Below are 25,990 nucleotides of genomic sequence, written 5' to 3'. Positions count from 1 at the left end.
ACTAGGTTCTAATCGATAGCTTAAAGCCCTCAAGCCTAATTCAATTCTTGATGAAATCAACTTTATGAAACTTTTGTACTCCCTCGGCAGCCCTTATGCACGCAAAGTGCGCATCGTCGCTAGTGAAAAACGTATTGAAATCGAGATGGTACCTGTGGTGCTGGCCGCCACTGACTCCCCAGTCACTCAGCATAACCCACTCGGTAAAATTCCCGTATTGATTCTGGATGACGGCGATAGCCTATTTGACTCTCGCGTGATCGTTGAATATCTTGATCACCGCACTCCAGTCGCACACCTGATTCCGCAAGACCACACCTTGAAAATACAGGTTAGGCGTTGGGAAGCACTAGCAGATGGTGTCTGCGATGCAGCGATATTAGCTATACAAGAAAGTCGCAGGCCTGAAGATAAACAAGATGCGACAGTTATCACGAAACAACATGGCAAAGTAGAGCGCGGATTGACTGCCTTGAATCAAGAGCTTGGTGACAGCAAGTGGTGCGTGGACGATAGTTTCAGTCTTGCGGATATTTCACTGGGTTGCATGCTTGGTTACTTGGCTTTACGCATGCCTGAAATCGATTTGGCGGCTCAATATCCAAATTTGGCAAGGCATTATGCTGAGTTGATGAAGCGCAAAGCCTTCGCCGATACCACCCCGGTTTAAGCGCTAAATGGCGGCAGTGATAATGCCGCCACCTAGACAAACCTGGCTCTCGTAAACCACAGCTGACTGCCCAGGCGTAATCGCCCATTGCTTCTGCCCAAATTTGATTTCCGTGAAGTCGTTATTTAGTGCATCAATTTCACACGGCGCATCGGCTTGGCGATAGCGTGTTTTGGCTGCATATACCCAATGCGTTTCAGGTTCGTGGCCTGCTATCCAGTGTAACTGGCTGGCTTGCAAGCCATCGTTAAGCAATAAAGGGTGTTCATGGCCCTGCACTACGGTGAGTATATTTTTCTCCATGTCTTTTGCTGCTACAAACCATGGCTCACCATTACTTTCCCTTGAGCCGCCGATTTTCAGGCCTTGGCGTTGACCCAGCGTGTAGTACATCAAGCCTTCATGTTGGCCAACTACTTTGCCTTCAGGTGTTTGCATCTCACCTGGTTCACGCGGTAAGTAACGCGCGAGAAATTCTTGAAAAGGGCGTTCGCCAATAAAGCAAATACCAGTTGAGTCTTTCTTTTCGGCATTGATCAACCCAGCTTTGCGCGCAATCTCACGGACTTCGCGTTTTAGCAGCTTGCCTAGCGGAAACAGGGTTTTTGAAAGTTGCGCCTGATTCAGCCTGTATAGGAAATAGCTTTGGTCTTTGCTGCCATCTTCTGCTTTGAGTAACTGGAACAGTCCATTCTTTTCGCGCACTTGGGCATAGTGCCCAGTGGCAATCAGGTCGGCGCCCAAGCCCATGGCGTGATCGAGGAATGCTTTAAACTTGATCTCGGCATTGCACAGAATGTCTGGATTGGGTGTACGGCCAGCCTTGTATTCAGAAAGAAAGTTGGCAAATACACGGTCTTTATATTCGGTACTAAAATTGACGGCTTCGATTTCAATGCCGATTTTGTCGGCGACGGAAACGGCGTCAATCAGGTCTTGCTTGGACGAGCAGTATTCATCGGTGTCGTCATCTTCCCAGTTCTTCATGAAAAGACCAGTGACATCGTAACCCTGCTCTTTTAGCAGCAAGGCAGTGACTGATGAATCTACGCCGCCAGAGAGGCCGACCACTACTTTTTGTTTAGCCATGAGTTTTTTTCATTTTATTTCAGTGCGGTATATGTGTAATTACACTGAGTGGAAAACGTTGTCCTGCCAGATAGTCTTCTACACACTTTAATACTTGCGGACTACGCAGTCTGTGCTGATTGGCTTTGATTTCATCTGCATCCATCCAGATCGCACGAATGATACCCGCATCCAGTTTTTGTTTGTCATCATGCGCAATGATGCTAGCAATAAAGGCAAAGCGCATATAGGTGATATCTTTTTCGGCCAATCGCCATTGGTAGATGCCTAGCAGTGCTTCTGGCTGAACGGTGTAGGCTGATTCTTCCTGTGCTTCACGAACTACCGCTTGCAACAGTGTTTCGCCATCTTCAAGATGTCCTGCTGGTTGATTAAGTCGGATGCCATCAGTTGTGTCTTCTTCAACCAGTAGAAATTTTCCATCCACTTCTATAACTGCAGCTACCGTAGTGTTGGGCTTCCAGATCATTGATGCTGCTTTATATTAAAACGCATATTTTACAGAGCAAGTGCTAACTAGACTAGCTTGCATTATTAACTCGCAAGCCTAATTAGCTTGCAAGTTTAGGGAACAGCCCAATCAAGCCATGCGCAATAAATTCAACGGCCATGGCTGCGAGTATCAAGCCCATCAGTCTAGTGACGATGGTGATGCCGATAGTGCCTAGTTTTTGTCCGATCCTGACCGATAGTTTTAGCGTGACCCATATTAGGCAGCACACAACAAAGACAGGGATTGCCAGTGATAAATGCCATACAAAACTACTATTTTGCTGCGCCGCGATAATCATGCTGCTAATAGCACCAGGGCCAGCCAGCAGCGGTATTGCTAGTGGGACGACTGCAATTACTTCGCGCTCTGAAACGGCCTGCGCTTCTTCTGGCGTCTGGCGGCTGTGGGTAAGCTTGCCGTGCAACATGGAGATGGCAATTAACATTAATAGAATGCCGCCACCGACTTGAAACGATGGAATGCTGATACTGAAAAAATCAAGAATCTGGTCGCCCAGAAAAGCCGAAATCAATAACACGAAAAAGACTGTGATAGCTACCGTATTGGCTGTTCTTGACCGCTCTTGTTTGCTCCATCCGTCAGTGGCGCTGATGAAAATAGGAACAATCCCTATTGGGTTGACGATAGCGAACAGCGCAATGCCGATTTTGGTTAAAGCAGACCACTCATGCATAAATATCCCTTAAATCGATTCTTTTAAATTGGAAACTGGTTGTTGAAGTAGGGTGCAATCAGTTAATATCCAGTTAATTGTTAATAAATTGTAACGATTTGATTCTGATTGTTGCATATGACTCAAATTGGCTAAAGTGGCCTAATGCAACAGTTTGAAGCAAAAAGCGTTTTTAGAATGAATAAAAAAATTTATCTTGCATCTCGGTCGCCTAGACGAGCAGAAATCCTTGCGCAATTAGGTGTCAGTTTTGAAGTGTTGCCAGCAGATATCGATGAGTCAGTACAAGCATTTGAATTACCTGATGCTTATGTGACTCGGTTGGCGGAAGAGAAGGCTTTGGCATGTTTAAACTATGTAAAAAACAACGCATTGCCTGTGTTGCCGATACTGGCAGCCGACACGACTGTGGCGCTGCATGATCCAAAATCAGACAGTTGGCGCATTCTGGGTAAGCCTGAAGATGCTAAGGATGCTGTTGCCATGCTAAAAAGCATGTCTGGTCAATCGCATTACGTGCATACAGCCGTGGCCGTACTAACTGCCCAAGGTACGTTTAGTCGCTTATCTTCTACTCAAGTCGAATTCGCTGAGTTGGCAGATGAGGAAATAAACGCTTATGTGGCTTCTGGTGAGCCTATGGACAAGGCTGGTGCTTACGGCATACAAGGTTTGGCCAGTACATTTATCAAAAAAATTGATGGCAGTTACTCTGGTGTGATGGGGCTGCCGATTTTTGAAACCAGCCAATTGCTTAAACAAGCAGGCATCTATTTGTTATGACTGAAGAAATTCTCATCAACTACACTCCGCAGGAGACGCGCGTTGCCATTATTGAAAATGGCATCGTGCAAGAGTTGCATGTTGAGCGGCAGAGTTCTTCCAGCTTGGTGGGTAATGTTTATCGCGGCACGGTTTGCCGTGTATTGCCGGGCATGCAGTCTGCGTTTGTCGATATTGGTTTGCAGCGCGCGGCTTTCCTGCATGTGGCTGATGTGGTGGATTGTAACGAAGGCGAAACTCAAAAGAATATTCAGGATGTACTGCGCGAAGGTCAATCACTGATTGTGCAAGTGATTAAAGAGCCTATTGGCAGCAAGGGGGCTAGGCTCACCACGCAAATCAGTATTGCCGGCCGCTTCCTCGTTTACCTACCGCAACAAGACCATATTGGCGTGTCACAACGGATTGCAGATGAAGCCGAGCGCGAAAAATTGCGTGATCGCTTGGTGAAGCTGCTGCCTGAAAATCACAAAGGTGGATACATCATTCGCACCATGGCCGAAGATGCTACTGATGACGACTTAAAGTCTGATGTTGCGTATCTGCATAAGGTTGAGGAAAACATACAATCTGCCAGTAAAAGCGCCGCAACACGCACCTTAGTATTCCAGGATTTAAATCTCTGTATGCGCGTGTTGCGTGATGTGGCAAGTACCGACACCAAACGTATTTTAGTAGATTCGCGCGAGAATTTTCAGCAGCTATTAGCCTTTGCAACTAGCTATACAACCACTAATGCCAGCCTGCTTGAACACTATCAAGGTGAGCGCCCACTCTTCGATACATACAATGTAGAAGCCGAGATCGCTAAAGCGATGTCGCGAAAAGTGGAGCTGAAGTCTGGTGGTTATCTGATCATTGACCAGACTGAAGCACTAACCACTGTAGATGTGAATACCGGTGGTTTTGTAAGTGGAATCAACCTCGCAGATACCATATTCAGAACCAATATCGAGGCTTGTAAATGCATTGCGCGTCAGCTTAGATTGCGTAATCTAGGCGGCATTATCATTATTGATTTTATCGATATGGATGATGATGAACAGCGTGCAGCCGTGTTGGCTGAGTTAAATCTAGCTGTAGCTAGTGATCGAACAAGAATCAGTGTTAGCGGGTTTTCGGCGCTAGGCTTGGTAGAGATGACCAGAAAGCGCACGCGAGAAAGTCTATCGCACATCTTGTGTGAGGCATGTTCCTACTGCAAAGGCAGTGGTGCATTAAAAACAGCACAAACCGTTTGCTATGAGATTCTGCGTGAAATTTTGCGTCAGGCGCGTGAGTTTGATGCCAAAGAATTGCGGGTACATGCTGCCAAGAAAGTGATTGATTTGCTGCAAAGTACAGAATCACAGAGCTTGGCCAACTTGGCTGAGTTTATTGGTAAGCCAATTTCACTGCAAATTGAAGACCAATATGGCCAAGATGCATTCAATATCATCTTGGTTGAGAATAGACAAAAAGCGGTGATGTAAAGCCTGTACAAGAGTAACTGTTTGAAGTCAGGTTTGTGGATTAAACAGTGACGCGGTGATCAGCCAGTGGCGATTTATTAAGCTTAATTGTATCCATAAACTCAGGCGCAACGGTTGCTGGTGAGCTTTGAGGCGCAGTGGTTTCAACCGCAACTGATTTTGATGCTTTCACTAGTTTTAACAGCATCTGGTCGAGTTGTGCGCTTTGTTCTTTCTGCAGAGCAAATTCTTTGGTCAGCTTATCAAGATTAGCTTGTAATGTTTGCTGGTCTTGATGGGCTTGCATCAATGATTGCGTACGCTGATCCAAAATCACTTTATGCTCGGCAATCTGTTGCTTGAGTGGTTTAAGCACCATATTGAACCACTGTTCACATTCTCTAAAAGCACTGGCAAATATGCTTTGCACCTCACCACCAATATGATGGTAGAACTTCCTCACCAAAAACCTTTTTTCGGTCATCACATTCACTGGGTTGTTGCAGAACTCTTCCGTTAGTTTATCCAGGCCATGCATGGCCTGATTAAAGCCATCCATAGAAAGTGGAGCAGGTGTCCCAATATCAAACCCATGGGCCTTTTTAAATAACTCGTAAAGCTCATCTGCAGATTTTTTGATATTAGAGCCTTGCAGCGTGATTCTGTCGCCCAATTCAGTCGTTTGCTTGATCAGCGATTTGAGACCGCGATTCAATCCTATCGTAGTCCAACTATCGCCAATTTCTTCACGGCTCATTTCAAGCAGTGTATTCAAGTAATCCTGATTTAACTGAGACAGCAAGTTTTCTGCAATCTTGTTAATTTCCTGGCTGCCGACATTGAAGGTTCTAACAGAGCCTTCATACAGTCTGCGGTCAGCATCTACTCTCGAGAGTATGGCTTGTACTTCGCCTGTATTCTTGCCACGCAGACTTTCTAGCTCTAAGGCCTGATCGCGCGTTGCAATAAGCCGCTGCTGAGCGACTTTGCGTGAAGCCTTAAGCATGTTGGTAGTTTCGTTGATGACTGTATGGCTTAAAATCTCATGTTTGGCACCAATCACACTTTCAGCAAGCAATTGCTCCACTTGCTGGATGCCACTTCTCACAAGCAGTGCATCATCTTTCTTGATTTTTGCTACCAAGGCTTTTTGAGCTGAGATTGCCAGTACCAGTGAAGTCGGCAGTTTAAGCTGGCGCGCCGTATCATCTATCTGTGATTGAATCATGGCGGCGATTTCGTCGGCTGTCTTCATGTCATCCCACAAGATGTCAATCTTGTTCAACACTGCAATTTTGCGGCTTGCGCGATTGCGGATGTAATCGGTCCAGATTTGCATATCGGACTTGGTCACACCTGTATCAGTCGCTAACAGAAAAATCACGGCATGCGCATTGGGGATGATACGTAAAGTGAGCTCTGGTTCAGTACCCAAGGTATTCAGGCCTGGAGTATCTAGAATCACCAGGCCACTTTTGAGTAAAGGGTGTGGGTAATTAATCAAGGCATGGCGCCAGACAGGAATATCCACCTTGCCCTTAGAGGCTAGCGCTTGCACCATGACAATGTCTTCTTCGTTCCACAGGCCAAGTTCGCGCGCGACATCTAAAGACACTTCTTTTTGTTGTACGACGGTAGAAAAAGCTTCTTTCATCAAATCGGGTGAATTCAGATCCAAGCGTATCTTGGTCCAATTATTCGGGTTGGACTTTAGGTAGGTCAGTGTATCGTCAGTTTTGCGCGTTTCAATCGGCAATAGTTTGATACACGGTTCTTCTTTGTCAGACCAGAATATCTCAGTCGGGCACATGGTCGTGCGGCCAGGGTCGGAAGGTAACAGGCGTTGATTAAAGTCTGAGAAAAATAGCGCGTTGATGGTTTCAGTTTTGCCGCGTGAAAATTCGGCGACGAACGCTAATACAATTTGATCTTTTTTAAGCGTCTCTGACATGTCATACAGGCGTAAGTCCTGCAAGGCATCAGCGGTTTTAGTGGCGTCTAGCCAATCACGATAATCAGAGATGGTCTGCGAAACATCGTCCCGCCATATCTGAAATGCACCTATTTGGTTAAGTAAGTCGGCACTCATTCATCGCGGCTTATTTTTGAACGCCTGATTACTGGGAGCAAATGGCTGGTTTGACGGTTTTACCAAGACTGTAATCTTCATAATCCCCTGCCTCTCACCCCTGATTTTGGTTCGTATCGATTGCGAACCATAGACTATTGATTATTATTTATAAATTTAGATTTAACTCTAAATCAAATTGAGTAAAAACACCAAGAAAATTGCATCAAAAACACTGTTTTTTAGCACTATTTGTATTCTATCGTGATATTTCCAGTCAGAGTGCCATACATCAACCGTTTATCTGGTGAAAAAGCCATTCATCTGCTAATTAAATTATTCGCCAACTATTGATCGAAAAGAGCGTGCTAACAGCAGAAATAAGCTGTCTTATTCAGCGTAGTAAGGGCTAAAACATTCTGGAAAAATATAGCTCCAGTGGCATGACGAATAACATGATTATTAACTGCGCACCGATGACAACTACAATCGGCGACAAATCAAAGCCACCTATCAGAGGTATAAATTGCCTGAGTGGTTTAAGCAGCGGGCGAGTGAGTGCATCCAGAACTGGTGCGACAGGCGAATATGGGTTTACCCAGCTTAATACCGCCTGAATGACGGTAGCGTAAAGAAAGATATAGATACTCAACTTCACGATGTCAGTGATAGCTAGTCCAATAAGTGCAACCCACACGCCAGTTCCAGCCACTAGGAAAGGGAAGTCTGCAAGCCAACGCAAGCCAAACTCGACAATCCACTCAGCAATTAAAGCCAACAATAGCGTGGATAAATCAAAGCCTCTCCAACTTGGGATGATTCGCCTAGTAGGTTTTACAATGAAATTACTTAAAGCCACTACAAACTGGCTGGCAGGGTTTTGAAACGGTGCGCTGACTAATTGTAAGTAAAAGCGCAGCAACACGATAATCGCAAACATGCCGACAATGCTTTGCAGCAAAAATTGTAATGCGTTAACAATCATTTAATCTAATCCTTACCCAGTATGTCGCCGAGATCGGCAGATTTCTCAGCCGCTGCTTTGGCTGCCTTGATGATTGCGGATTTCACCGAGGCGGCTTCTAGCGTCAATATGGCCTGTTCAGTCGTACCACCTTTTGACGTCACTTGACTACGCAAAGTAGCAGGGTTCTCATCGCTTTGCATGGCAAGCTGACTGGCACCAATAAAAGTTTGCAGGCTCAGGTTACGGGCGTCATCTTGCGATAACCCGAGTTCTAATGCGGCTTGCTGCATGGCTTCTATAAAGTAAAACACATAGGCGGGGCCGCTGCCAGAGATAGCCGTTACTGCATCCATTTTGACTTCATCATCCAGCCACAACACTTTGCCGACAGCGCTTAATATGAGTTCAGCCTGCTGGTGTTGGGTTGCGCTCACTTCAGGCATGGCGTACAAAGCTGAAATACCCGCTTGAATCTGTGCTGGCGTGTTGGGCATGACGCGGATAATGGCTTGGTAACCACCCAGCCAGCGCGCTAAATCATGGGTGCGTATACCAGCAGCAATCGAGATAACCAGTTGCTTGCTCAACAGGCTACCCAAAAATATAGATAAATCACGTAGTTGCTGTGGTTTGACCGCGAGCACAATCACATCAGAGGCGCTTACGCTGGGCAACTGTTCGCTGACATTGACCCCAAATTCAGCTTTAAGCTGGGCACGCTTTTCTGCATCGGGTTCAACCACATTAATGTCTTGTGTGTTGAAACCATTTTGCTTGAGCCCGGTGACCAAAGCGCGTGTCATGTTACCGCCACCAATGAAACTGATTTTCATGAATATCTGTCTTTTTATGGATTGTGACTAATTGGTAAGTTTTGCTGCTATTAGGCGAAATTTAGCTGGCATAACTACGTGCGCCAAAGATTGCTGAACCTATGCGTACTATCGTTGCGCCCTCGACTATGGCCATTTCAAAATCATCCGACATTCCCATAGATAGGGTATCAATCGCATAGCCTTGTTTGACCAAGGCATCAAAACATTGTGACACTATTCTAAACTGCTTTTGTTGCAGTTCAACGGAATTAGTTGGCGCGGGTATGGCCATCAATCCCCTTAATTTCAGGTGTGGTAGTTTTGAGATGGCATCTGCAAGCATGGGTGCATCCTCAACCGAAACGCCACTTTTAGTTTCTTCGTTGCTTACATTGATCTGGATGCAGATTTGCAACGGCGGCATGTTTTCAGGGCGTGCTGCATTCAGCCTTTCTGCAATTTTTAGGCGATCCACGCCATGTACCCAGTCAAAATGTTGGGCGATGAGTTGGGTTTTATTGCTTTGTATCGGCCCGATAAAATGCCAGGTAATGGGCAGGTTCTTTAAATCAGCTTGTTTTTGGATGGCTTCTTGCAGATAGTTCTCTCCAAAATGTCTTTGGCCAGATGCAAATGCCTCCTGACAAGCGGTAGCAGAATGTGCTTTACTCACCGCTAAAAGTATTACGGTATCTATATTTCTACCCGCTTTTAACGCAGCTTTGGCTATGCTGGTGCGCACTGCTTGCAAGCGGTCTGCAATTGTGTTCATAATCTGTCATCACTCATCGCTATACTAGCTAAAAATTATACAGGAGCAGCTTGTGGATATTTCTGATTTACTTGCATTTTCGGTCAAAAATAAAGCATCAGATTTGCATTTATCAGCAGGTTTGCCACCAATGATCCGGGTACATGGCGACATCCGTAAAATCAACTTGCCATCAATGGATCACAGTGAAGTACACGACATGGTGTACGACATCATGAATGATGGCCAGCGCAAGGTGTATGAAGAAACACTGGAATGTGACTTTTCGTTTGAGATTCCCAATCTTGCACGTTTCCGCGTCAATGCGTTTAATCAGAATCGCGGCTCTGGTGCGGTATTCCGTACTATTCCTTCCAAGATTCTTTCTATGGAACAGCTCGGCTGTCCGCCGATTTTCAAGGAAATCGCACAAAATCCACGCGGCATCGTTCTGGTGACAGGCCCAACTGGTTCAGGTAAGTCAACCACATTGGCAGCCATGGTTGATTATGTGAATGAAAATGAATTTGGCCATATTCTTACAGTTGAAGACCCGATTGAGTTTGTGCATACCTCGAAAAAATGCCTGATCAACCAACGTGAAGTCGGCCCGCACACGCTTTCTTTCTCAAATGCCTTGCGTTCAGCGCTGCGTGAAGATCCTGACGTGATTCTGGTTGGCGAAATGCGCGATCTGGAAACTATCCGCTTGGCGTTAAGCGCTGCGGAAACTGGTCACTTGGTATTCGGTACCTTGCATACCAGTTCAGCTGCCAAAACCATTGACCGCGTGGTGGATGTGTTCCCAGCCGCCGAGAAGGAAATGGTACGCTCGATGCTTTCAGAATCACTGCGTGCAGTAATCTCGCAAACCTTATGTAAAACCAAAGATGAACAAGGTCGAGTTGCAGCGCATGAAATCATGATTGGTACGCCAGCGATTCGTAATTTGATACGCGAAAATAAGATTGCGCAGATGTATTCCGCTATTCAAACGGGACAAAACGTTGGTATGCAAACGCTGGATCAAAACCTGTTGGATTTGGTGCGTCGTAATGTCATTTCAAATGCTGAAGCGCGTTCCAAGGCCGCTAATAAAGACGCATTTGGTGGTTAATTCAGTTGGTCAAATAAAGATAGCAACAATCTCAAGGTAGAACCATGGATCAAGGCCAGGCAGAAAAATTCGTTTTTGATTTATTGCGCATGATGATTGCAAAAAAAGCATCTGACCTTTTCATTACGGCAGGATTTCCGCCCGCAATGAAGATCGATGGCAAGATGACACCAGTCACCAATCAGGCCTTGAGTGCACAGCATGCCCGCGAAATCGCGCGTTCCATCATGAATGACAAACAGGCTTCAGAGTTTGATGCGACGCGTGAATGTAACTTTGCCATCAGCATTCCCAATGTGGCGCGTTTTCGCGTCAATGCCTTTGTGCAGCGAGGTTCTACTGGTCTGGTATTCCGTACTATTACATCAAGAATCCCAAATTTTGAGGAGCTCAATCTACCATCTGTACTTAAAGACATTGCACTAACCAAGCGCGGTTTAGTGATATTTGTGGGCGGTACGGGTTCAGGTAAGTCAACCTCACTGGCCGCCATGATTGGTTATCGGAACGAACACAGCTACGGCCATATCATTACGATTGAAGACCCGATTGAATATATTCATGACCATAAGAACTGCATCATTACGCAACGTGAAGTCGGTGTGGATACGGAAAACTGGTTTGCAGCATTGAAAAACACATTACGCCAGGCACCCGATGTGATCCTGATTGGTGAAATTCGTGATCGCGAGACCATGGATTATGCGATTGCCTTTGCTGAAACAGGTCACCTGTGTATGGCGACTTTACATGCAAACAGTACTAACCAAGCATTAGATCGTATTATCAACTTCTTCCCTGAAGAGCGCCGTGCACAATTATTAATGGATTTATCCCTCAACGTGCGTGCCTTTGTTTCTCAACGCTTGATTCCTAAAGTGGACGGCAAAGGCCGCTCTGCTGCAGTTGAGGTGATGTTGAACTCGCCATTGATTTCAGACTTGATCTTCAAGGGCGATGTACATGAAATCAAGGAAATCATGTCCAAGTCACGCGAGCTTGGCATGCAAACATTTGACCAATCACTGTTTGATCTATACGAAGCAGGCGATATTAGTTATGAAGACGCCTTGCGTAACGCCGATTCAGTGAACGATGTGCGCCTCAAGATCAAGCTTGAAGGCCGCGCCGCGCAGGATAAGAATATGGCTGAAGGGCTTGATGGGCTGGGCATTGTTTAAGCGTTAGTTTTGGTAAACAACTTGCCCATTCAATAAGGTATACCGCACTTTCCCCGCTAATTCCAAGCCTAAAAACGGGCTATTCTTTCCTTGGCTGAGTAGTGCTTTAGACTCTATTTTCCAGTATTGCTCTGGATCAAAAATGCAAATATCCGCGTTGGCATTCACACTCAAATGACCGCTATCAATGCCGAGAATGCTAGCAGGTGCTAGCGTGATACGGGTGATGGCATCAACGAGTTTAACTTTGTTCTCAGTCGCCCATTTCAGGGTAAGTGGTAACAGCAACTCAAGGCCCGTAGCGCCGGCTTCCGACTCGCCAAACGGTACGAGTTTCGCATCATCATCTACTGGCGTATGGTCTGAACAGGTCGCGTCTATCGTGCCGTCTTTTAGCCCTGCAATCAGTGCATCTTTATCACGCTGGCTGCGTAGCGGTGGTTTAAGGTGAAAATACGCATCAAAAAAACCAATATCATGTTCAGTCAAATGCAGATGGTTAGCACTCACGTCACAAGTCACTTGCAAGCCTTGCTTCTTGGCTTCGCGCACCATCGCTATGCTTTCGCCGCAAGACAAGCGGCAGATATGCACCTTGGCGCCAGTTTCTTTGGCGATACTTAAAATAGCCGCCAGCGCAAGTGTTTCAGCCGCTGCTGGAATGCCTTTTAACCCAAGTCTGGCAGCAATTTCCCCATCATGCGCTACGCCATCTTTTGCCATAAAGGGTTCTTCAGCACGTAGCCAGACAGTGAAGCCGAAAGTAGCCGCATATTGCATGGCACGCCATAGTACTTGCGTATCAATAATCGCAGTATCTGCTTGTGAAAACCCTACGCAGCCAGCTTCAGCTAGCTCACACATCTCGGTAATCTGCTTGCCAGCTAATTGGCTGGTGAGTGCGCCTAGCGGATAAACATTAGTTAGATTTAACTGTTTGGCACGATGTTTTAACATCTCAACCAAGCCAGGCTCATCCAACACGGGGTCTGTGTCTGGTGGGCATGCCAAGCTGGTGATGCCACCTGCTACAGCCGCTTGTAATTCACTTTCCAGAGTGGCTTTGTACTCAAAGCCTGGTTCACGCAGACGTGCGGATAAATCGACTAATCCTGGGCAAACCACTAAGCCTGTTGCATCTATGGTTTGGTCTGCGATAAAGCTATCTGGCGCTTTGCCTACACTTGCGATTTTGTGATTAGCAATATAAATATCATGCTTGGCATCCAGGCCATTTTTGGGGTCAATCACGTGTCCATTTTTTATCAGTATATTCATCACGAATTCCCAGCCAAAATGCTCATGACAGCCATACGCACGGCAATACCGTAAGTCACTTGTGGCAGTATTACGGATTGATTACCATCGGCTACGGCAGAGTCAATTTCTACACCGCGGTTCATCGGGCCTGGGTGCATGACGATTGCATCGGGCTTGGCGTAATCCAGTTTCTCTTGTGTGAGGCCGTAGCATTTAAAATATTCCTGGGCACTTGGAAGCAGCGCGCCATTCATGCGCTCGTTTTGCAGGCGCAGCATCATGACCACATCCACATCTTTTAGCCCTTCGCGCATATCGTGATAGACATGCACGCCCAGTTTTTCTACATGTTGGGGTAGCAGGGTTTTAGGGGCAATCACGCGCACTTCCGGCACGCCCAGCGTGGTGAGCGCGTGTATTTCAGAGCGAGCCACTCGCGAATGCAGCACATCGCCCACAATCGCAACCCGCAAATTATGCATGTCTGGCTTGTAATGACGCACTGTAAATACATCCAGCAGACCTTGCGTAGGGTGTGCATGACGGCCGTCACCAGCATTGATCACATTGATATGTGGCCCAACATGACGCGCGATAAAGTGCGCTGCGCCGGACTGCGCGTGCCGCACCACAAACATATCGGCATGCATAGCAATCAGGTTGTCAATCGTATCCAATATGGTCTCGCCTTTAGATTGCGACGAGGTATTGACGTTGAGGTTGATGACATCTGCAGACAGTCGCTTGGCTGCAATTTCAAAGGTAGTGCGAGTACGCGTGCTGTTTTCAAAGAATATATTGCAGACAGTCTTGCCGCGTAATAAGGGGACTTTTTTCACTTCACGTTCGGCAACGCCGACAAATGATTCCGCCGTATCCAGAATCTGGTTCAATATGTTGCGCGGCAGGCCTTCAATCGATAGCAGGTGTTTCAGCTTGCCATCATCACTGAGTTGCGGGTTGTGCATTAATCGCTTTCTTCCAGTTGCAGGTAAAAACGGCCATCATCATGGCGCAGTAGTTGCAGATTTTTGTTTGCTACCAAGTCAATATCAAAGGTGCTGATTTGCGGCATTATTGGTAATTCACGCCCGCCACGGTTGGCTAGCACAGCCAAGCTGATGCTGGCAGGGCGACCATAATCAAACAGCTCGTTCATGGCAGCACGGATGGTGCGGCCAGTGTAAAACACATCGTCGATCAAGATGATGTGGCTGCCTTCAACCTCAAATGGGATATTGGATGGCTTGGGTTCAGCATGCAAGCCTCGCTGGTTGAAGTCATCACGATAGAACGACACATCTAGGGTGCCATGCTTGACGTCATTTCCCAGTTCAGCCAGAAGCCGCTCTAATAGCCACACGCCGCCGCTGTGAATACCCACTAATGCGGTATCTGCGGTGATTAGAGGCTTAATTTTTTCTACTAGCTGCTTAAACAGTAACTCAGCATCTGGAAGCGTGATGGTCATTGATGCTGGCCTTTTTGCAGGTTTGCGCTCATCTGGTTTTCTTGTGCCATATGGTCAAAATAAGATTGCAGAATATGTTGTGCTGCAACTTGGTCAATCATAGTTTTTTGTTTACGCCCGGTAATGCCTATTTCTTTTAACGTGCTTTCAGCCTCTATGGAGCTTAAACGCTCATCAATCATCACAACGGGCAGACTGAAACGGCCATCTAGTCGGCGCGCAAATTTTTTGCAAAGCAGGGTGACTGCGTGTTCTTCACCATCAAGCGATAGCGGCAGGCCAACTACCAGTAAAGCAGGTTTCCATTCTGAGACCAATTCGGCAATCTGCTTGAATCGATCATCGTTGGATTCAGTATTAATGGTGGTCAGTGGGTGGGCAATCCCCAGCATGTGTTCGCCAAGTGCTACGCCTATGCGTTTTTCGCCAAAATCGAATGCCAACACAGTGCCTTGCCCATTTAACTGGGCTTGTATGGCAGGTTCATTATTGATGGCTTTGATGCTAGTTTGCATGCGCTTAGTTTTCCCAGGTCTGTGGAGTTGCGCTAGCTTTAAGCATGTCCAACATCTTCCGATAGCTTAGCGAAATCAAGGCCCAACAAAGCCATGGCTGCATTGAGTTTTTCTGCGCTTGCTGTATCAAAAATCACGGAGTCTTTCGCCTCAACTGACAGCCAGGCGTTCTTTGCCATCTCTTGCTCAATCTGACCTGCCCCCCAACCCGCATAGCCGAGCGTGATGAGGATTTTTTCAGGGCCTGTGCCATTGGCAACCGCTTCAAGAATGTCTTTGGATGTGGTCAGGGCAGTATCACCCTGGATGGTGATCGATGATTGCCAGTTACCTGCAGGCTGATGCAGCACAAAACCGCGGTCTGATTGCACAGGGCCGCCATAGTGAACAGCCTTTGCAGCAATTGGGTTATCTTCTAATTTAATATTGATTTGCTCGAACAAGGCATTGAGCGTCATGTCGGTAGGGCGGTTGATGACAATGCCCATGGCGCCATCTGGATTATGCTCGCAGATATAAGTGACAGATTTTGCGAAATGCGGGTCTTCCAATGCGGGCATTGCGATTAGGAAGTGACCAGTAAGATTTACATTTTCCACAGTGCTTATTATCTCATAACAATCATCATGATAGCCAAGGAAATCTGGCCCATGTTTTAGTGCTTATTCTGCTTCTAGGTAGCCTGTGATTTCTAGTCCAAAACCCACCATGCTCGGCATCTTGCGTGGTGTTGCCATCAAGCGCATTTTACCTACACCGAGATCCACCAATATCTGCGAGCCTATGCCGTAATTGCGTAGGTCTTGCTTGATGCGGATAGGCTCATCTGCCTGCTGGATTCTATGGATTAAATCCATGCTGTTTTCATTGCGTTGCAGCAATACAATCACGCCAGCATCCGCTTTTTGTATGGCTTGCATGGCTTTTAAGGTGTTCCATGAATGTGAGTTGCTCGAGCTATCGAGCAAGTCGAACACAGAGAGTGGCTCATGCACGCGTACTAAAGTTTCTTTGTCGGCGCTTGGGGTGCCTTTGACTAATGCCAGATGCGTTTCATTGGCGATTTTATCGGCATATGCAATCAGCCGCATTTCACCGTAAGGCGTTTGTATGGTGCGCTCAGCAGCGCGCACTACCAGTGATTCATGCTGGCTACGGTAACGAATCAAGTCAGCAATGGTGCCGATTTTGATCTGGTGCTGTCGGCCAAATTCGATTAAATCAGGCAACCGCGCCATGTTGCCATCGTCTTTGAGTATCTCGCAAATGACGGAGGCTGGCTCAAGGCCTGCCAGTGCGGCAAGGTCGCAACCCGCTTCTGTATGGCCTGCGCGGACTAGCACGCCGCCATCTTCAGCTGATAATGGGAAAATATGGCCTGGGCTGACAATATCCTTCGCGCTGGCGTTTTTTGCGACAGCGACTTGTATGGTGCGGGCGCGGTCAGCGGCTGAGATGCCAGTGGTGACGCCTGTGGCGGCTTCAATTGAAATGGTGAAAGCAGTGCCGAGCTGTGCGCCGTTTTTTTGTACCATCGGCGGTAATTCGAGTTGCTGGCAGCGTTCTTCAGTCAGCGTTAAGCAAATCAGGCCACGACCAAATCTGGCCATGAAGTTAATGTGTTCTGGCGTAGCAAACTCGGCTGCAAGTACCAGATCACCCTCATTCTCACGGTCTTCTTCATCCACCAGAATGACCATGCGGCCTAGGCGGATGTCTTCAATAATTTCTGCGGTAGAACTAATCATTGCTTTTGATCACTTGAGAGTTCAAGCGCTTTCATCTTCATTATTCCATTGTGCCATGCGCTCTAAATAGCGCGCGATTTGGTCGACTTCGATATTCACGCGGCTACCAATACCCAAGCTTTTTAGCGAGGTATGTTCCAGAGTATGTGGAATCAGGTTCACGCTAAACGTGTCTTTTTCTACGCTATTTACAGTCAGGCTAACCCCATCAATTGCCACGGAGCCTTTTACCGCGATATAGCGCGCGATTGAGTGCGGCACTCTCACAGAAAGCAGCATTGAGGCTTCAACTGGCTCAAAACGTACGATCTGCCCGACGCCATCCACATGACCGCTCAAAAGATGACCACCAAGTCGATCAGAAAGGCGCAAGGCTTTTTCCAGATTGACTGCGCGCTCGGTATCCAAGCCAACGGTGCAACTCAAGGTTTCTTTTGAAACATCAGCTTTAAACGAATGCGCATCAAACTCTATCGCGGTGAGGCATACGCCATTAACGCAGATACTGTCGCCAAGTGCGACATCTGACATGTCAAGGCTGCCAGTGCCAATGCTGAGCTTGATGTCTTCTCCGATGGAAGTGACTGTTGATATTTGGCCTACGGCCTGAATGATTCCTGTAAACATAGCGTAATTTTAACAGACGGCTATTGATCTGACGTGATTGATCTAGGCTTTTTCGCCTATCAATTTTAAAAGCTTAGGTGCACGGCTTTAAATGGATTGGGGCAGCGCTAATTTCAAGATAGAATGCCGCATGACTTTTTCATACGAATTATTTGTCGGCTTACGCTACACCCGCGCCAAGGGTGGCCAGGGCCGTAACCACTTCATCTCTTTCATTTCCCTCACCAGCATGATCGGCATCGGTCTTGGCGTTGCTGCGCTGATCGTCGTGCTCTCCGTCATGAATGGTTTTCAGGAAGAACTGCGCTCACGCATACTTGGCGTGGCCTCTCATATGCAGATTACTGGCCCCGATAATGTGCTGCAGGATTGGCAGCATGTGGCAGCTGAGGTTAAAGACGCGCCGCACGTTAAAGCAGTCGCGCCCTACATCATGGCGCAAGGCATGTTGTCTTATGGTCAGGCCGTTCAGGGTGCGATAGTTCGCGGTGTTTTGCCTGAAGATGAAGATAAAGTCGCCGATTTGGGTGCCAGTATGCGCGCTGGCAAATTGAGTGATTTAAAGTCAGGAGAATTTGGGATTATCCTGGGTGTAGAGCTAGCGCAATCGCTAGGCGTATTCATGGGCGACAAAGTAGTCTTGCTCTCACCGCAAGGTCAGTTCACGCCAACAGGCTTGGTGCCACGTATCAAACAATTTAAAGTGGTTGGCCTGTTTCAGGTCGGGATGTATGAATATGACTCAGGCTTGGCACTGATCCACATGGACGATGCCGCTAAGCTTTACCGCATGGATAGTGATGTTTCAGGCGTCCGGCTCAAGCTTGATGATTTATTTTTAGCGCCGCAGGTTTCGCGCCAAATCACGCAACAATTGAGCGATAAAGGTAATTTCTTCGTCACGGATTGGACGGAGCAACATGCCAATTTCTTCCGCGCCGTGCAGATGGAAAAACGTGTCATGTTCGTCATTCTGGCGCTCATTGTTGCAGTCGCTGCATTCAATATTGTTTCAACGTTGGTGATGGCAGTCACTGACAAGCGCGCAGACATTGCCATCCTGCGAACGCTAGGGGCAAGCCCAGCCAGCATCATGCAGATATTTATTGTACAAGGCGCGTTGATTGGCGTGATAGGCACATTTTTTGGCACTATCGGCGGCGTGCTGATTGCGCTGAATATTGACGTGATTGTGCCGTTTATCGAGCATGTGTTTGGTGTGCAGTTTCTGGCAAAAGACGTGTATTACATCAGCGAATTGCCCTCGCATTTGCTCTGGTCTGACGTGCTAACCATCACGGGAATGTCGTTCGTTTTAAGTTTGCTGGCTACTTTGTACCCTAGCTGGCGCGCTTCTAAGATTAATCCAGCAGAGGCTTTAAGATATGAGTAAGCCTGCCATTATTAGCTGCAACAATTTGCAGAAAACCTATGCAGGTTTGGATGTTGCCGTTCTTAATGGGATAGATCTGCAAGTCAATCAGGGTGAACAAGTGGCGATTGTCGGTACATCTGGCTCAGGTAAAAGTACCTTGCTGCATTTGCTTGGTGGCCTGGATGCGCCGAGTGCAGGTGATGTCAGTGTGTTGGGGTATCCGTTAGCAACCTTGAGTGAAGCTAAACGTGGTGAGTTGCGTAACCAGTCGCTAGGCTTTGTCTATCAGTTTCATCATCTCTTGCCTGAGTTTACAGCGCTCGAGAATGTGGCTATGCCGCTGCTAATTCGTCGATTACCGCGCGAACAAGCGCTTGAAAAGGCTGCCGAGATTCTCACTAAAGTCGGCCTCAAACACAGGCTGGAACACATGCCTGGCGAATTGTCTGGAGGTGAGCGCCAGCGTGCGGCAGTCGCCCGTGCTTTGGTGACCAGCCCACAATGCGTATTGGCCGATGAGCCTACTGGCAATTTAGATCGCCATACTGCGCATATCGTATTTGATTTACTGCTAGAGTTAAACCGTGAGCAAGGCGTCAGCCTGATTGTGGTGACGCATGACCTAGAACTCGCGGGCAAGTTGACGAGACAATATAGCCTCCAGGATGGCTTGCTGATTGCCAATCCTGCTTAGCTTTTTCTTGGTTTAGTTTCCTATGACCTATCTGGCACTGATGTTTGTCTTTGGTGTCTGGGTATTACAGCAATTGCCTGAGTTGCCTAGTGTTTATTGGGCATTGCTGCTGGTTCCATGTTTATTTCTCTCATTTCTGTTTCAAAGAACCTCACGCCCTTACTCCCTATTCTTTAAAAATACTTTTTTGCTTCTAGCGGCTTTTGCTGCAGGTTTCTTTTGGGCATCTTCATACGCGCATCATAGTTTAGTAGATGCATTGCCATCAGACTGGCAGGGCAAGAATATCCAAATCATCGGCGTAGTCGCCAGTATGCCGCAACAACTTGAGCGTAGTGACCGCTTTGAGTTTGATGTTGAACGTGTATTAACCCAAGACGATGCTCGCAATCAAGCCGTTAAAGTCCCCACCCATATTTCATTGGCGCAATACAGCACCGAGTTTGGAAGCAACGCACCAGCCGAGAAACCAACCAGCTTATTTCATGCGGGCGAACGCTGGAAGTTGACTGTGCGACTCAAACAACCACATGGCACTGCAAACCCACATGGCTTCGATTTTGAAATGTGGGCGCTGGAGCACAACATTCGCGCAACAGGCTACGTGCGTAAAGATGACGATAATCAAAAGCTCAGTAATTTTGTGATGCGGCCAGCTTATATCGTCGAGGCGGTTCGGGAAGATATCCGTGCGCGCATGCAGCGTGTGTTGGCTAATCAGCCTTATGAAAGCGTGCTGCGTGCATTGGCAATCGGTGACGAAAGTGGCATTTCTCAGAGTGATTGGCAAATATTCCTGAAAACTGGCACAAATCATTTAATGAGTATTTGGTAAGTGTCAAAACGTAATATCATGTAGCTATATTTTGAAAGATAAAAAATGGCTATAGCGTATTCCTACATTAGATTTTCGAGTGCTGAACAAAACAAAGGCGATTCGTTAAGGCGACAGATTGAGTTGTCTGAGAATTATGCTGCTCAACACGGGTTAACAATAGACACCAAATTTAGTTTTAAAGATTTGGGTCTATCTGCATATGACAAATCCAATATCACAAAGGGTGCACTTGGCGAATTTTTAAAGCTAGTGGAATCTGGCCGCATAAAAGTTGGCTCTTATCTACTTGTTGAAAGTTTAGATCGGTTATCACGTGCACAGGTATTAGATGCATTGGTTGTTTTTATTGGAATACTCACTGCTGGAATTACCATCGTTACTCTTTCTGATGGGCAGGTATATAGCCGAGAAACCACCAATGATAATTGGTCGAATCTAATTATATCTATTGCAATTATGAGTCGGGCAACTGAGGAGTCGGCAGTAAAAAGTAAGCGCATTCGAGCATCGTGGGATCAAAAGCGTACCAATATTGATAATAAGAGGCTAACTGCTCGTTGCCCTTATTGGATGCGGCCAAAAGCTGGCAACATCGGATTTGAGCTGATTCCTGAACATGTTGAAACTGTAAAGTTAATATTTCAAATGGCGAAAGATGGCTTAGGGAATGGCACCATCGTCAAACGATTAAACTCAGAGAAAGTTAAGAACTTTTCTAACAAAACGGATGGTTGGCACGAATCCTATATTCAGAAGCTTTTTACCAATACCGCCATTTATGGCGAGTTTCAAATGAATACTCAGCGTGATGGTTCTATTGCCGCTTTTGGAGACCCAATTAAAGATTACTTCCCTGCTGTAATGACAAAAGAAGAATGGATGTACGTTAACTCACTTAGGAAAGAGAGACAGACAAAAGGCGGTGCAAGTAAAGGTAAAACACTAAGCAATCTCTTTTCTGGTCTTCTTGTATGTGGCTACTGTGGTGGGCGAATGAATATGGGAGCGCATACAAAAAGAAAGAGGGATGGAACAACTCATAGTGAGAAATTTGTCGGATGCAGTACTGGCAGAAGAGGGCGAGGCTGCTACTACATTATTTGGAACTATAAAGATATCGAACAACAGATTCTAAAGTTTTGTAAATCAGTAGATTTTGCTGACATATTGAATAATAAAGGCAGTGCGGCCACATTATTGGAGACTGTCCAACTTGAACTAATCAAAGTGCAATCTGCAATTGCTGAAAATAAGCCTAAATTGGCCGCACTAGTTGGATTGCTCGAATCAGGCCAAGTTGATGGGCTTAGTTCAATAATTGGTCGGGTAGCGGAGCTCGAAAAGACCCAAATTATATTGTTAGACAGACAGGCATCTTTAGAACATGAAATAAGTATTCAAATAGAAGAGCAATCAGGCAATTTATTACAAAAGCAGGCGATGAATGAGCTGCTTAATAAATTGGAAGATTTGGAGGCTGAAGAGCTAAGAGACCTACGAATCAAAATTGCGCAAAGGATCAAACGTGCTATTCATCAAGTTGCTTTGTATCCCGGTGGAAACTTATACACAAGATTTCAAAGAGATGATCTGACAAAAAAAATGATGGATGAGGGTTTCGCTGAAAGTCGACTTCACGAATATTTTGATCATTATGATAAAAACAACAGTCGAGAAAACAGATTTATGACGATTCTATTTAAAAATATGGAGGTTACGACGATTTCAAAAGATGGAGTACGAGAAAACAGACAGTTAGTAACCGAAGAGGAATATTTGAATAAATTACGTCCTGAATAGGCATGTAAGTTATGAATAAGAGCCTAAGCCTGCTATTTAATTAAAAATTGAAAGTATAATTCCATTTTTTATGAAGCTATCTAAATGAACGATTTATCCAGATTGCCAAGTAGCGCGGTTGAGTCAATCGTCTCCGTGCTGGGTAGCCCTATGTGCAGGGGTGCTAACTATGCGATTTACAACACAGACTGTTTAGAAGCTTTAAATGAATTGCCTCCAGAGTTGTTTGATCTCGTAGTTACTTCCCCACCATACAATATTGGTAAAGAATACGAAAAAATCCTATCAACGCAATCCTATATTGACTGGTGTGAAGAATGGATTAAAGCTGTTCACAGAGTGACTAAACCTGATGGGGCTTTTTGGTTAAATCTGGGATATATTTCCTTAGAGAATAAAGCTAAGGCAATACCGATCACATATTTGCTATGGGATAAAATTCCATTCTACCTAATTCAGGAAGTCATATGGAATTACGGAGCTGGTGTCGCAGCTAAAAAATTCCTTTCACCACGCAATGAGAAATTCTTATGGTACGTAAAAGATAGTCAGAATTACACCTTTAATCTCGATGAGATTAGAGACCCTGATGTTAAGTATCCGAATCAGAAAAAGAATGGCAAATTAAGATGTAACACAATTGGCAAAAACCCATCAGATGTATGGCAAATTGCAAAAATTACTTCTGGTGAAAATCGCGCATCTGCCGAACGAACCCCTCACCCAGCTCAGTTCCCTTTAGACCTGATAAATCGAATCGTTAAAGGCTTTTCCAATCCATCAAACTTATTACTTGACCCATTTATGGGCTCAGGCACTACTGCAGAAAGTGCTATACGTAATGGTAGGGCTGTAATTGGTTTTGAAATCCGAAAAGATTATTGTTCGTTTATTGATCAGCGACTAAAGTTGGTGGAGGCTGAGGTTCATCAAAAGCCTCTGTGAACTCTTTAGCGAATAGGTCTTCATACGTTAGAGCAATTTTTTGCGCTTTCAATAATGACTTGTTTGCTTCGCCATCATACTGAATCAGATCAATAACTCGTCGTATTCCAATTGCCTGCAATTCCCCAGATAGTTTAGGACCAATCCCACTTAGAAGCCCAATTGGCGCATTAAGAGCATATCTTCCCTTTAAAGGTAATAGCTTATATTCATAGACATTAGGATTTAAGCCAGCCATCTGACCTGTTGCCGCTTTTTGCGCTTGCCAATCTGAAGCATCAATCCAACCGAATCTGACTAACGTCAATACATTGGCATAAAAATTTACTGTAATGTAATAGCCACTTTTATCTTTCTTCACCAGGTGAGCATTTTCTGCTTCCTGTCCATAACTTCGGTTTCCATATATTTTCAAACCTAGTTGACCAGAAGCTTTAATCTCAATGGATTTTTGATTATCAGCAATACATACTAAATCTTTATCATTACCAGTGACACCACCTCTCCATTCGGCTGGGTATCTTCTGGCCAATTCTTTAGCGAATAGCTTTTCAAAAAAATAACCAATTACAGTCGCTGGCGGACTTATTTCGATGAGATTTATTATTGTAGAGCCAGAGCCAATTTGCGTTTCCCAAACGCTTTCCCAACATACTTGTGCAATATCGAGAATTTCGGCTGGATGAAGTGGGTGGTCGCTGATCAGCTGATTAGTTATATCAGGCCATTGATCTATTGATGCAGTTGCATATGGTGACATTTATATATTCGATATGTTGACCCTAAAATCAGAAAGCTACCTTAGTGAATCCGTGTTGTAAACTAATTATGGTTTCTAAATGATAGAGGTCTCAAATGATTACAAGCTCCGTTTTAGATGAATTGAAGCCAACCAATGCAATAAACGTTATTGAATTAGTTGCTGAAGCTGGTATTGATATAAGCAATTGGGGATATACCAATGATGGTAGGGTCGTCAAAAATCCTGCATCTAATCCAGCATACAGTTTTGAGTGGGCATTTGGTGGTGAAGGAAATCCATCTTTAGTATGCGTTTGGCACTCGTCATTAGAAATGATAGATGGTCAGATTGAATATGAAGACAACCTTAGGGATTTTGCGCTTAGTTTAGATCGGATTGCTATTGATCAAACGAAACCCAGAGATGTTAAATCTCGTGCGAGACAACAAGCCAAAAGAGCTCGCCGTTTTGATTCAGTTCTTCAAAGGGCTTTTCGAACGAATCAACCTGTAAGAGTCATCATACTAGAAGGCAAAACCCGATCCAAAAGTGAAGTCGGAGTTGACCGCTCTGAAGTTGATTTCCGAAAATTAGACACAGCATTTTGGTACATGCATAGCTATGATGATTCAGGCTCCATTCGACTAGTGCGTAATGTATTGCCATTATCTGATGAGCCTGACGTAAACACTGATATTGCAGCTGACTCATTAAACAATATTCAATATATCGATCAATTCACTTCCCCGAAGAAACTAGAAGCAGTCGGATCAGTTTTCGTTAGGTCAGCATTAGTTAGGGATGTCGTTTTAAAACGCGCAAAAGGAGTTTGTGAGTATTGTGGTGAACAAGGATTTAAGACTGCTTCGGATTCAATATATTTAGAGACTCACCACGTTGTTCCATTATCGGAAAATGGAGCAGATGAAGAATGGAATGTAGTCGCAATTTGTCCTAATGATCATCGAAAGGCACATTACGCCGATAACCAAAAAGAAATGCGTAAAACACTACTTGAATTTTTAATTGAATTACACCCAAAGGTATCTATTGAGTTATTCAAATTTTGAATTTATTTATATCAACAATTAGGAACACATAATGAATGAAGGAATAAGGAAAAGCCTTATTGCAATATCGGCATCTATGAGCGTACTTTCTGGTGTGCTTTGGAAAGTATCAGCAGAGAGTCAGTTAAGACTATTAGAGAATTTGACTCCAGAAAATTATAAATCTTTCGCAATTCTTTCAGCGAATGAAAATTTATGGGCTGCTTATTTTGCTGCTGGTGCTGGAGTCACTCTGGCTGTTGCCGTATTTTTTGAAACTTAAAGATGATTTACATTTGGCAGGAAAGCTCTTTTCAATGCAACTTTCCTGCACGCATCATTTCTTCTTAATCTGCCGTCCAAAAGCACCAACCAAAGCATTGATGCCCTCATCCAATTCACCTGCTTCAATAGCTCGTTTCAGCAGGTCAATTGTTTCAACTAGCTTTTCAGGGCTATCAATTTCCACTCCTGTTTTGCCTTTAGCAATTTCTACTAAACGACTGCCATATCGAATTTCAAAAATAGTCTTACCCTCATCATTGGTGTACCACCATTGTTTAATACTATATTGCTGTTCAACTTGCGTACGTTCACCAGTTTCTTTATTTTTTAGTGTGCGATAACGTTTAAATGAGCAATCGCGACCTTCAGCCCTCGCTTTAGCGCATTCTGACTGTTCATGTAGCTTTTTGATTAGCTTGTTACGGCGATGTTGAATTGGAGTTAATTGGGTAGGTCGTTTGCTTGTTACGATCTTTAATGCTTGTAGTAATGACATTTACAATTCCTTCAGGTAATTCAGCCATAGCAGGCTGTACCTGAACAAATGTTAATTTCATAGGTT

General features: G+C 45.3%; 28 protein-coding genes. 12 read left to right on the top strand and 16 right to left on the bottom strand.

From position 1 onward, the window contains the following. The first annotated feature begins 64 nt into the window (after positions 1–64). On the top strand, positions 65–670 hold the full coding sequence (locus ZMTM_RS10530) for a glutathione S-transferase family protein (protein ID WP_221763809.1): 606 nt from the start codon (positions 65–67) through the stop codon (positions 668–670). Positions 671–673: 3 nt separating this feature from the next. Here the strand turns inward: ZMTM_RS10530 and mnmA are convergent, their stop codons facing one another. From mnmA to ZMTM_RS10515, 3 genes are all read right to left on the bottom strand, one after another. Beyond that, a complete protein-coding gene (mnmA, locus tag ZMTM_RS10525; RefSeq protein WP_221763808.1) occupies positions 674–1,759 on the bottom strand; it encodes a tRNA 2-thiouridine(34) synthase MnmA in 1,086 nt (361 codons plus the stop codon). A 19-nt stretch (positions 1,760–1,778) separates the two neighbouring features. Beyond that, positions 1,779–2,228 carry an NUDIX hydrolase gene (locus ZMTM_RS10520; RefSeq protein ID WP_221763807.1) on the bottom strand — a complete coding sequence of 150 codons (450 nt, stop codon included), beginning with the start codon at positions 2,226–2,228 and terminating at the stop codon, positions 1,779–1,781. 82 nt (positions 2,229–2,310) lie between these two features. Then, positions 2,311–2,946, bottom strand: a complete 636-nt coding sequence (locus ZMTM_RS10515) for a YchE family NAAT transporter (RefSeq protein WP_221763806.1) — start codon at positions 2,944–2,946, stop codon at positions 2,311–2,313. Positions 2,947–3,123: 177 nt separating this feature from the next. On the opposite strand from ZMTM_RS10515, the gene ZMTM_RS10510 reads away from it, so the two are divergent. Beyond that, positions 3,124–3,729: a Maf family protein gene (locus ZMTM_RS10510; RefSeq protein WP_221763805.1), complete on the top strand. Its 606-nt coding sequence runs from the start codon at positions 3,124–3,126 to the stop codon at positions 3,727–3,729. Beyond that, positions 3,726–5,201: a ribonuclease G gene (gene rng / locus ZMTM_RS10505; protein WP_221763804.1), complete on the top strand. Its 1,476-nt coding sequence runs from the start codon at positions 3,726–3,728 to the stop codon at positions 5,199–5,201. Before ZMTM_RS10510 ends, rng begins: the two co-directional genes overlap by 4 nt. 40 nt (positions 5,202–5,241) lie before the next feature. Here the strand turns inward: rng and ZMTM_RS10500 are convergent, their stop codons facing one another. The 4 genes from ZMTM_RS10500 to ZMTM_RS10485 form a co-directional block, all read right to left on the bottom strand. Further along, positions 5,242–7,269 (bottom strand): dynamin family protein, encoded by a 2,028-nt coding sequence (locus ZMTM_RS10500; RefSeq protein ID WP_221763803.1) that lies wholly within the window; start codon positions 7,267–7,269, stop codon positions 5,242–5,244. A 388-nt stretch (positions 7,270–7,657) separates the two neighbouring features. Beyond that, a complete protein-coding gene (locus ZMTM_RS10495) occupies positions 7,658–8,233 on the bottom strand; it encodes a YggT family protein (protein ID WP_221763802.1) in 576 nt (191 codons plus the stop codon). Between the two features lie 5 nt (positions 8,234–8,238). Further along, positions 8,239–9,048, bottom strand: coding sequence for a pyrroline-5-carboxylate reductase (gene proC, locus ZMTM_RS10490; protein WP_221763801.1), 810 nt, complete (start codon positions 9,046–9,048; stop codon positions 8,239–8,241). A gap of 61 nt (positions 9,049–9,109) precedes the next feature. Next, a complete protein-coding gene (locus ZMTM_RS10485; protein ID WP_221763800.1) occupies positions 9,110–9,802 on the bottom strand; it encodes a YggS family pyridoxal phosphate-dependent enzyme in 693 nt (230 codons plus the stop codon). Positions 9,803–9,854: 52 nt separating this feature from the next. Between ZMTM_RS10485 and ZMTM_RS10480 the strand changes: the two genes are divergently transcribed. Both ZMTM_RS10480 and ZMTM_RS10475 read left to right on the top strand, forming a co-directional pair. Continuing rightward, positions 9,855–10,898: a type IV pilus twitching motility protein PilT gene (locus tag ZMTM_RS10480; RefSeq protein WP_221763799.1), complete on the top strand. Its 1,044-nt coding sequence runs from the start codon at positions 9,855–9,857 to the stop codon at positions 10,896–10,898. 44 nt (positions 10,899–10,942) lie between these two features. Then, on the top strand, positions 10,943–12,079 hold the full coding sequence (locus ZMTM_RS10475; protein WP_221763798.1) for a PilT/PilU family type 4a pilus ATPase: 1,137 nt from the start codon (positions 10,943–10,945) through the stop codon (positions 12,077–12,079). 3 nt (positions 12,080–12,082) lie between these two features. Here ZMTM_RS10475 and ZMTM_RS10470 read toward each other — a convergent pair whose 3' ends face one another. The 7 genes from ZMTM_RS10470 to ZMTM_RS10440 all read right to left on the bottom strand — a co-directional run bounded on the left by ZMTM_RS10470 (position 12,083) and on the right by ZMTM_RS10440 (position 17,700). After that, on the bottom strand, positions 12,083–13,357 hold the full coding sequence (locus tag ZMTM_RS10470; RefSeq protein ID WP_221763797.1) for a dihydroorotase: 1,275 nt from the start codon (positions 13,355–13,357) through the stop codon (positions 12,083–12,085). Next, positions 13,357–14,307 carry an aspartate carbamoyltransferase catalytic subunit gene (locus tag ZMTM_RS10465; protein WP_221763796.1) on the bottom strand — a complete coding sequence of 317 codons (951 nt, stop codon included), beginning with the start codon at positions 14,305–14,307 and terminating at the stop codon, positions 13,357–13,359. Before ZMTM_RS10465 ends, ZMTM_RS10470 begins: the two co-directional genes overlap by 1 nt. Beyond that, positions 14,307–14,810, bottom strand: coding sequence for a bifunctional pyr operon transcriptional regulator/uracil phosphoribosyltransferase PyrR (gene pyrR, locus ZMTM_RS10460; protein ID WP_404804665.1), 504 nt, complete (start codon positions 14,808–14,810; stop codon positions 14,307–14,309). Before pyrR ends, ZMTM_RS10465 begins: the two co-directional genes overlap by 1 nt. Then, entirely contained in the window at positions 14,807–15,325 is a 519-nt protein-coding gene (gene ruvX, locus ZMTM_RS10455; protein WP_221763795.1) for a Holliday junction resolvase RuvX, read from the bottom strand. The genes pyrR and ruvX overlap by 4 nt, the downstream gene beginning before the upstream one ends. Before the next feature lie 38 nt (positions 15,326–15,363). Continuing rightward, positions 15,364–15,924, bottom strand: a complete 561-nt coding sequence (locus ZMTM_RS10450; protein ID WP_221763794.1) for a YqgE/AlgH family protein — start codon at positions 15,922–15,924, stop codon at positions 15,364–15,366. Between the two features lie 63 nt (positions 15,925–15,987). After that, entirely contained in the window at positions 15,988–17,073 is a 1,086-nt protein-coding gene (gene ribBA / locus ZMTM_RS10445; RefSeq protein WP_221763793.1) for a bifunctional 3,4-dihydroxy-2-butanone-4-phosphate synthase/GTP cyclohydrolase II, read from the bottom strand. Between the two features lie 21 nt (positions 17,074–17,094). After that, entirely contained in the window at positions 17,095–17,700 is a 606-nt protein-coding gene (locus ZMTM_RS10440) for a riboflavin synthase (RefSeq protein WP_221763792.1), read from the bottom strand. Positions 17,701–17,830: 130 nt separating this feature from the next. Here ZMTM_RS10440 and ZMTM_RS10435 point away from each other — a divergent pair, with 130 nt between their 5' ends. From ZMTM_RS10435 to ZMTM_RS10415, 5 genes are all read left to right on the top strand, one after another. Next, positions 17,831–19,093, top strand: a complete 1,263-nt coding sequence (locus tag ZMTM_RS10435; RefSeq protein WP_221763791.1) for a lipoprotein-releasing ABC transporter permease subunit — start codon at positions 17,831–17,833, stop codon at positions 19,091–19,093. Then, positions 19,086–19,769: a lipoprotein-releasing ABC transporter ATP-binding protein LolD gene (lolD, locus tag ZMTM_RS10430; RefSeq protein WP_221763790.1), complete on the top strand. Its 684-nt coding sequence runs from the start codon at positions 19,086–19,088 to the stop codon at positions 19,767–19,769. Before ZMTM_RS10435 ends, lolD begins: the two co-directional genes overlap by 8 nt. A gap of 22 nt (positions 19,770–19,791) precedes the next feature. Next, complete coding sequence (locus ZMTM_RS10425) at positions 19,792–20,604, top strand: ComEC/Rec2 family competence protein (protein ID WP_221763789.1); 813 nt, start codon at positions 19,792–19,794, stop codon at positions 20,602–20,604. Between the two features lie 45 nt (positions 20,605–20,649). Continuing rightward, positions 20,650–22,407: a recombinase family protein gene (locus ZMTM_RS10420; protein WP_221763788.1), complete on the top strand. Its 1,758-nt coding sequence runs from the start codon at positions 20,650–20,652 to the stop codon at positions 22,405–22,407. Positions 22,408–22,491: 84 nt separating this feature from the next. Further along, positions 22,492–23,352 carry a DNA-methyltransferase gene (locus tag ZMTM_RS10415; protein WP_221763787.1) on the top strand — a complete coding sequence of 287 codons (861 nt, stop codon included), beginning with the start codon at positions 22,492–22,494 and terminating at the stop codon, positions 23,350–23,352. On the opposite strand, the gene ZMTM_RS10410 is transcribed toward ZMTM_RS10415, so the two are convergent. Then, on the bottom strand, positions 23,297–24,112 hold the full coding sequence (locus ZMTM_RS10410; protein ID WP_221763786.1) for a ScaI family restriction endonuclease: 816 nt from the start codon (positions 24,110–24,112) through the stop codon (positions 23,297–23,299). The genes ZMTM_RS10415 and ZMTM_RS10410 overlap by 56 nt on opposite strands. 95 nt (positions 24,113–24,207) lie before the next feature. Between ZMTM_RS10410 and ZMTM_RS10405 the strand changes: the two genes are divergently transcribed. Together ZMTM_RS10405 and ZMTM_RS10400 are read left to right on the top strand one after the other, a co-directional pair. Then, complete coding sequence (locus ZMTM_RS10405) at positions 24,208–25,164, top strand: HNH endonuclease (RefSeq protein WP_221763785.1); 957 nt, start codon at positions 24,208–24,210, stop codon at positions 25,162–25,164. Positions 25,165–25,195: 31 nt separating this feature from the next. Next, positions 25,196–25,426 carry a hypothetical protein gene (locus ZMTM_RS10400; protein ID WP_221763784.1) on the top strand — a complete coding sequence of 77 codons (231 nt, stop codon included), beginning with the start codon at positions 25,196–25,198 and terminating at the stop codon, positions 25,424–25,426. Between the two features lie 54 nt (positions 25,427–25,480). On the opposite strand, the gene ZMTM_RS10395 is transcribed toward ZMTM_RS10400, so the two are convergent. Next, positions 25,481–25,924 (bottom strand): DUF6641 family protein, encoded by a 444-nt coding sequence (locus ZMTM_RS10395; protein WP_221763783.1) that lies wholly within the window; start codon positions 25,922–25,924, stop codon positions 25,481–25,483. Positions 25,925–25,990: the final 66 nt, after the last annotated feature.

Origin of the sequence: Methyloradius palustris, assembly GCF_019703875.1 — a bacterium.
In the GTDB taxonomy this organism is placed as follows: domain Bacteria; phylum Pseudomonadota; class Gammaproteobacteria; order Burkholderiales; family Methylophilaceae; genus Methyloradius; species Methyloradius palustris.
The sequence above is the reverse complement of the archived record's forward strand: the minus strand, read 5'-3'. Positions and strand labels throughout refer to the sequence as shown.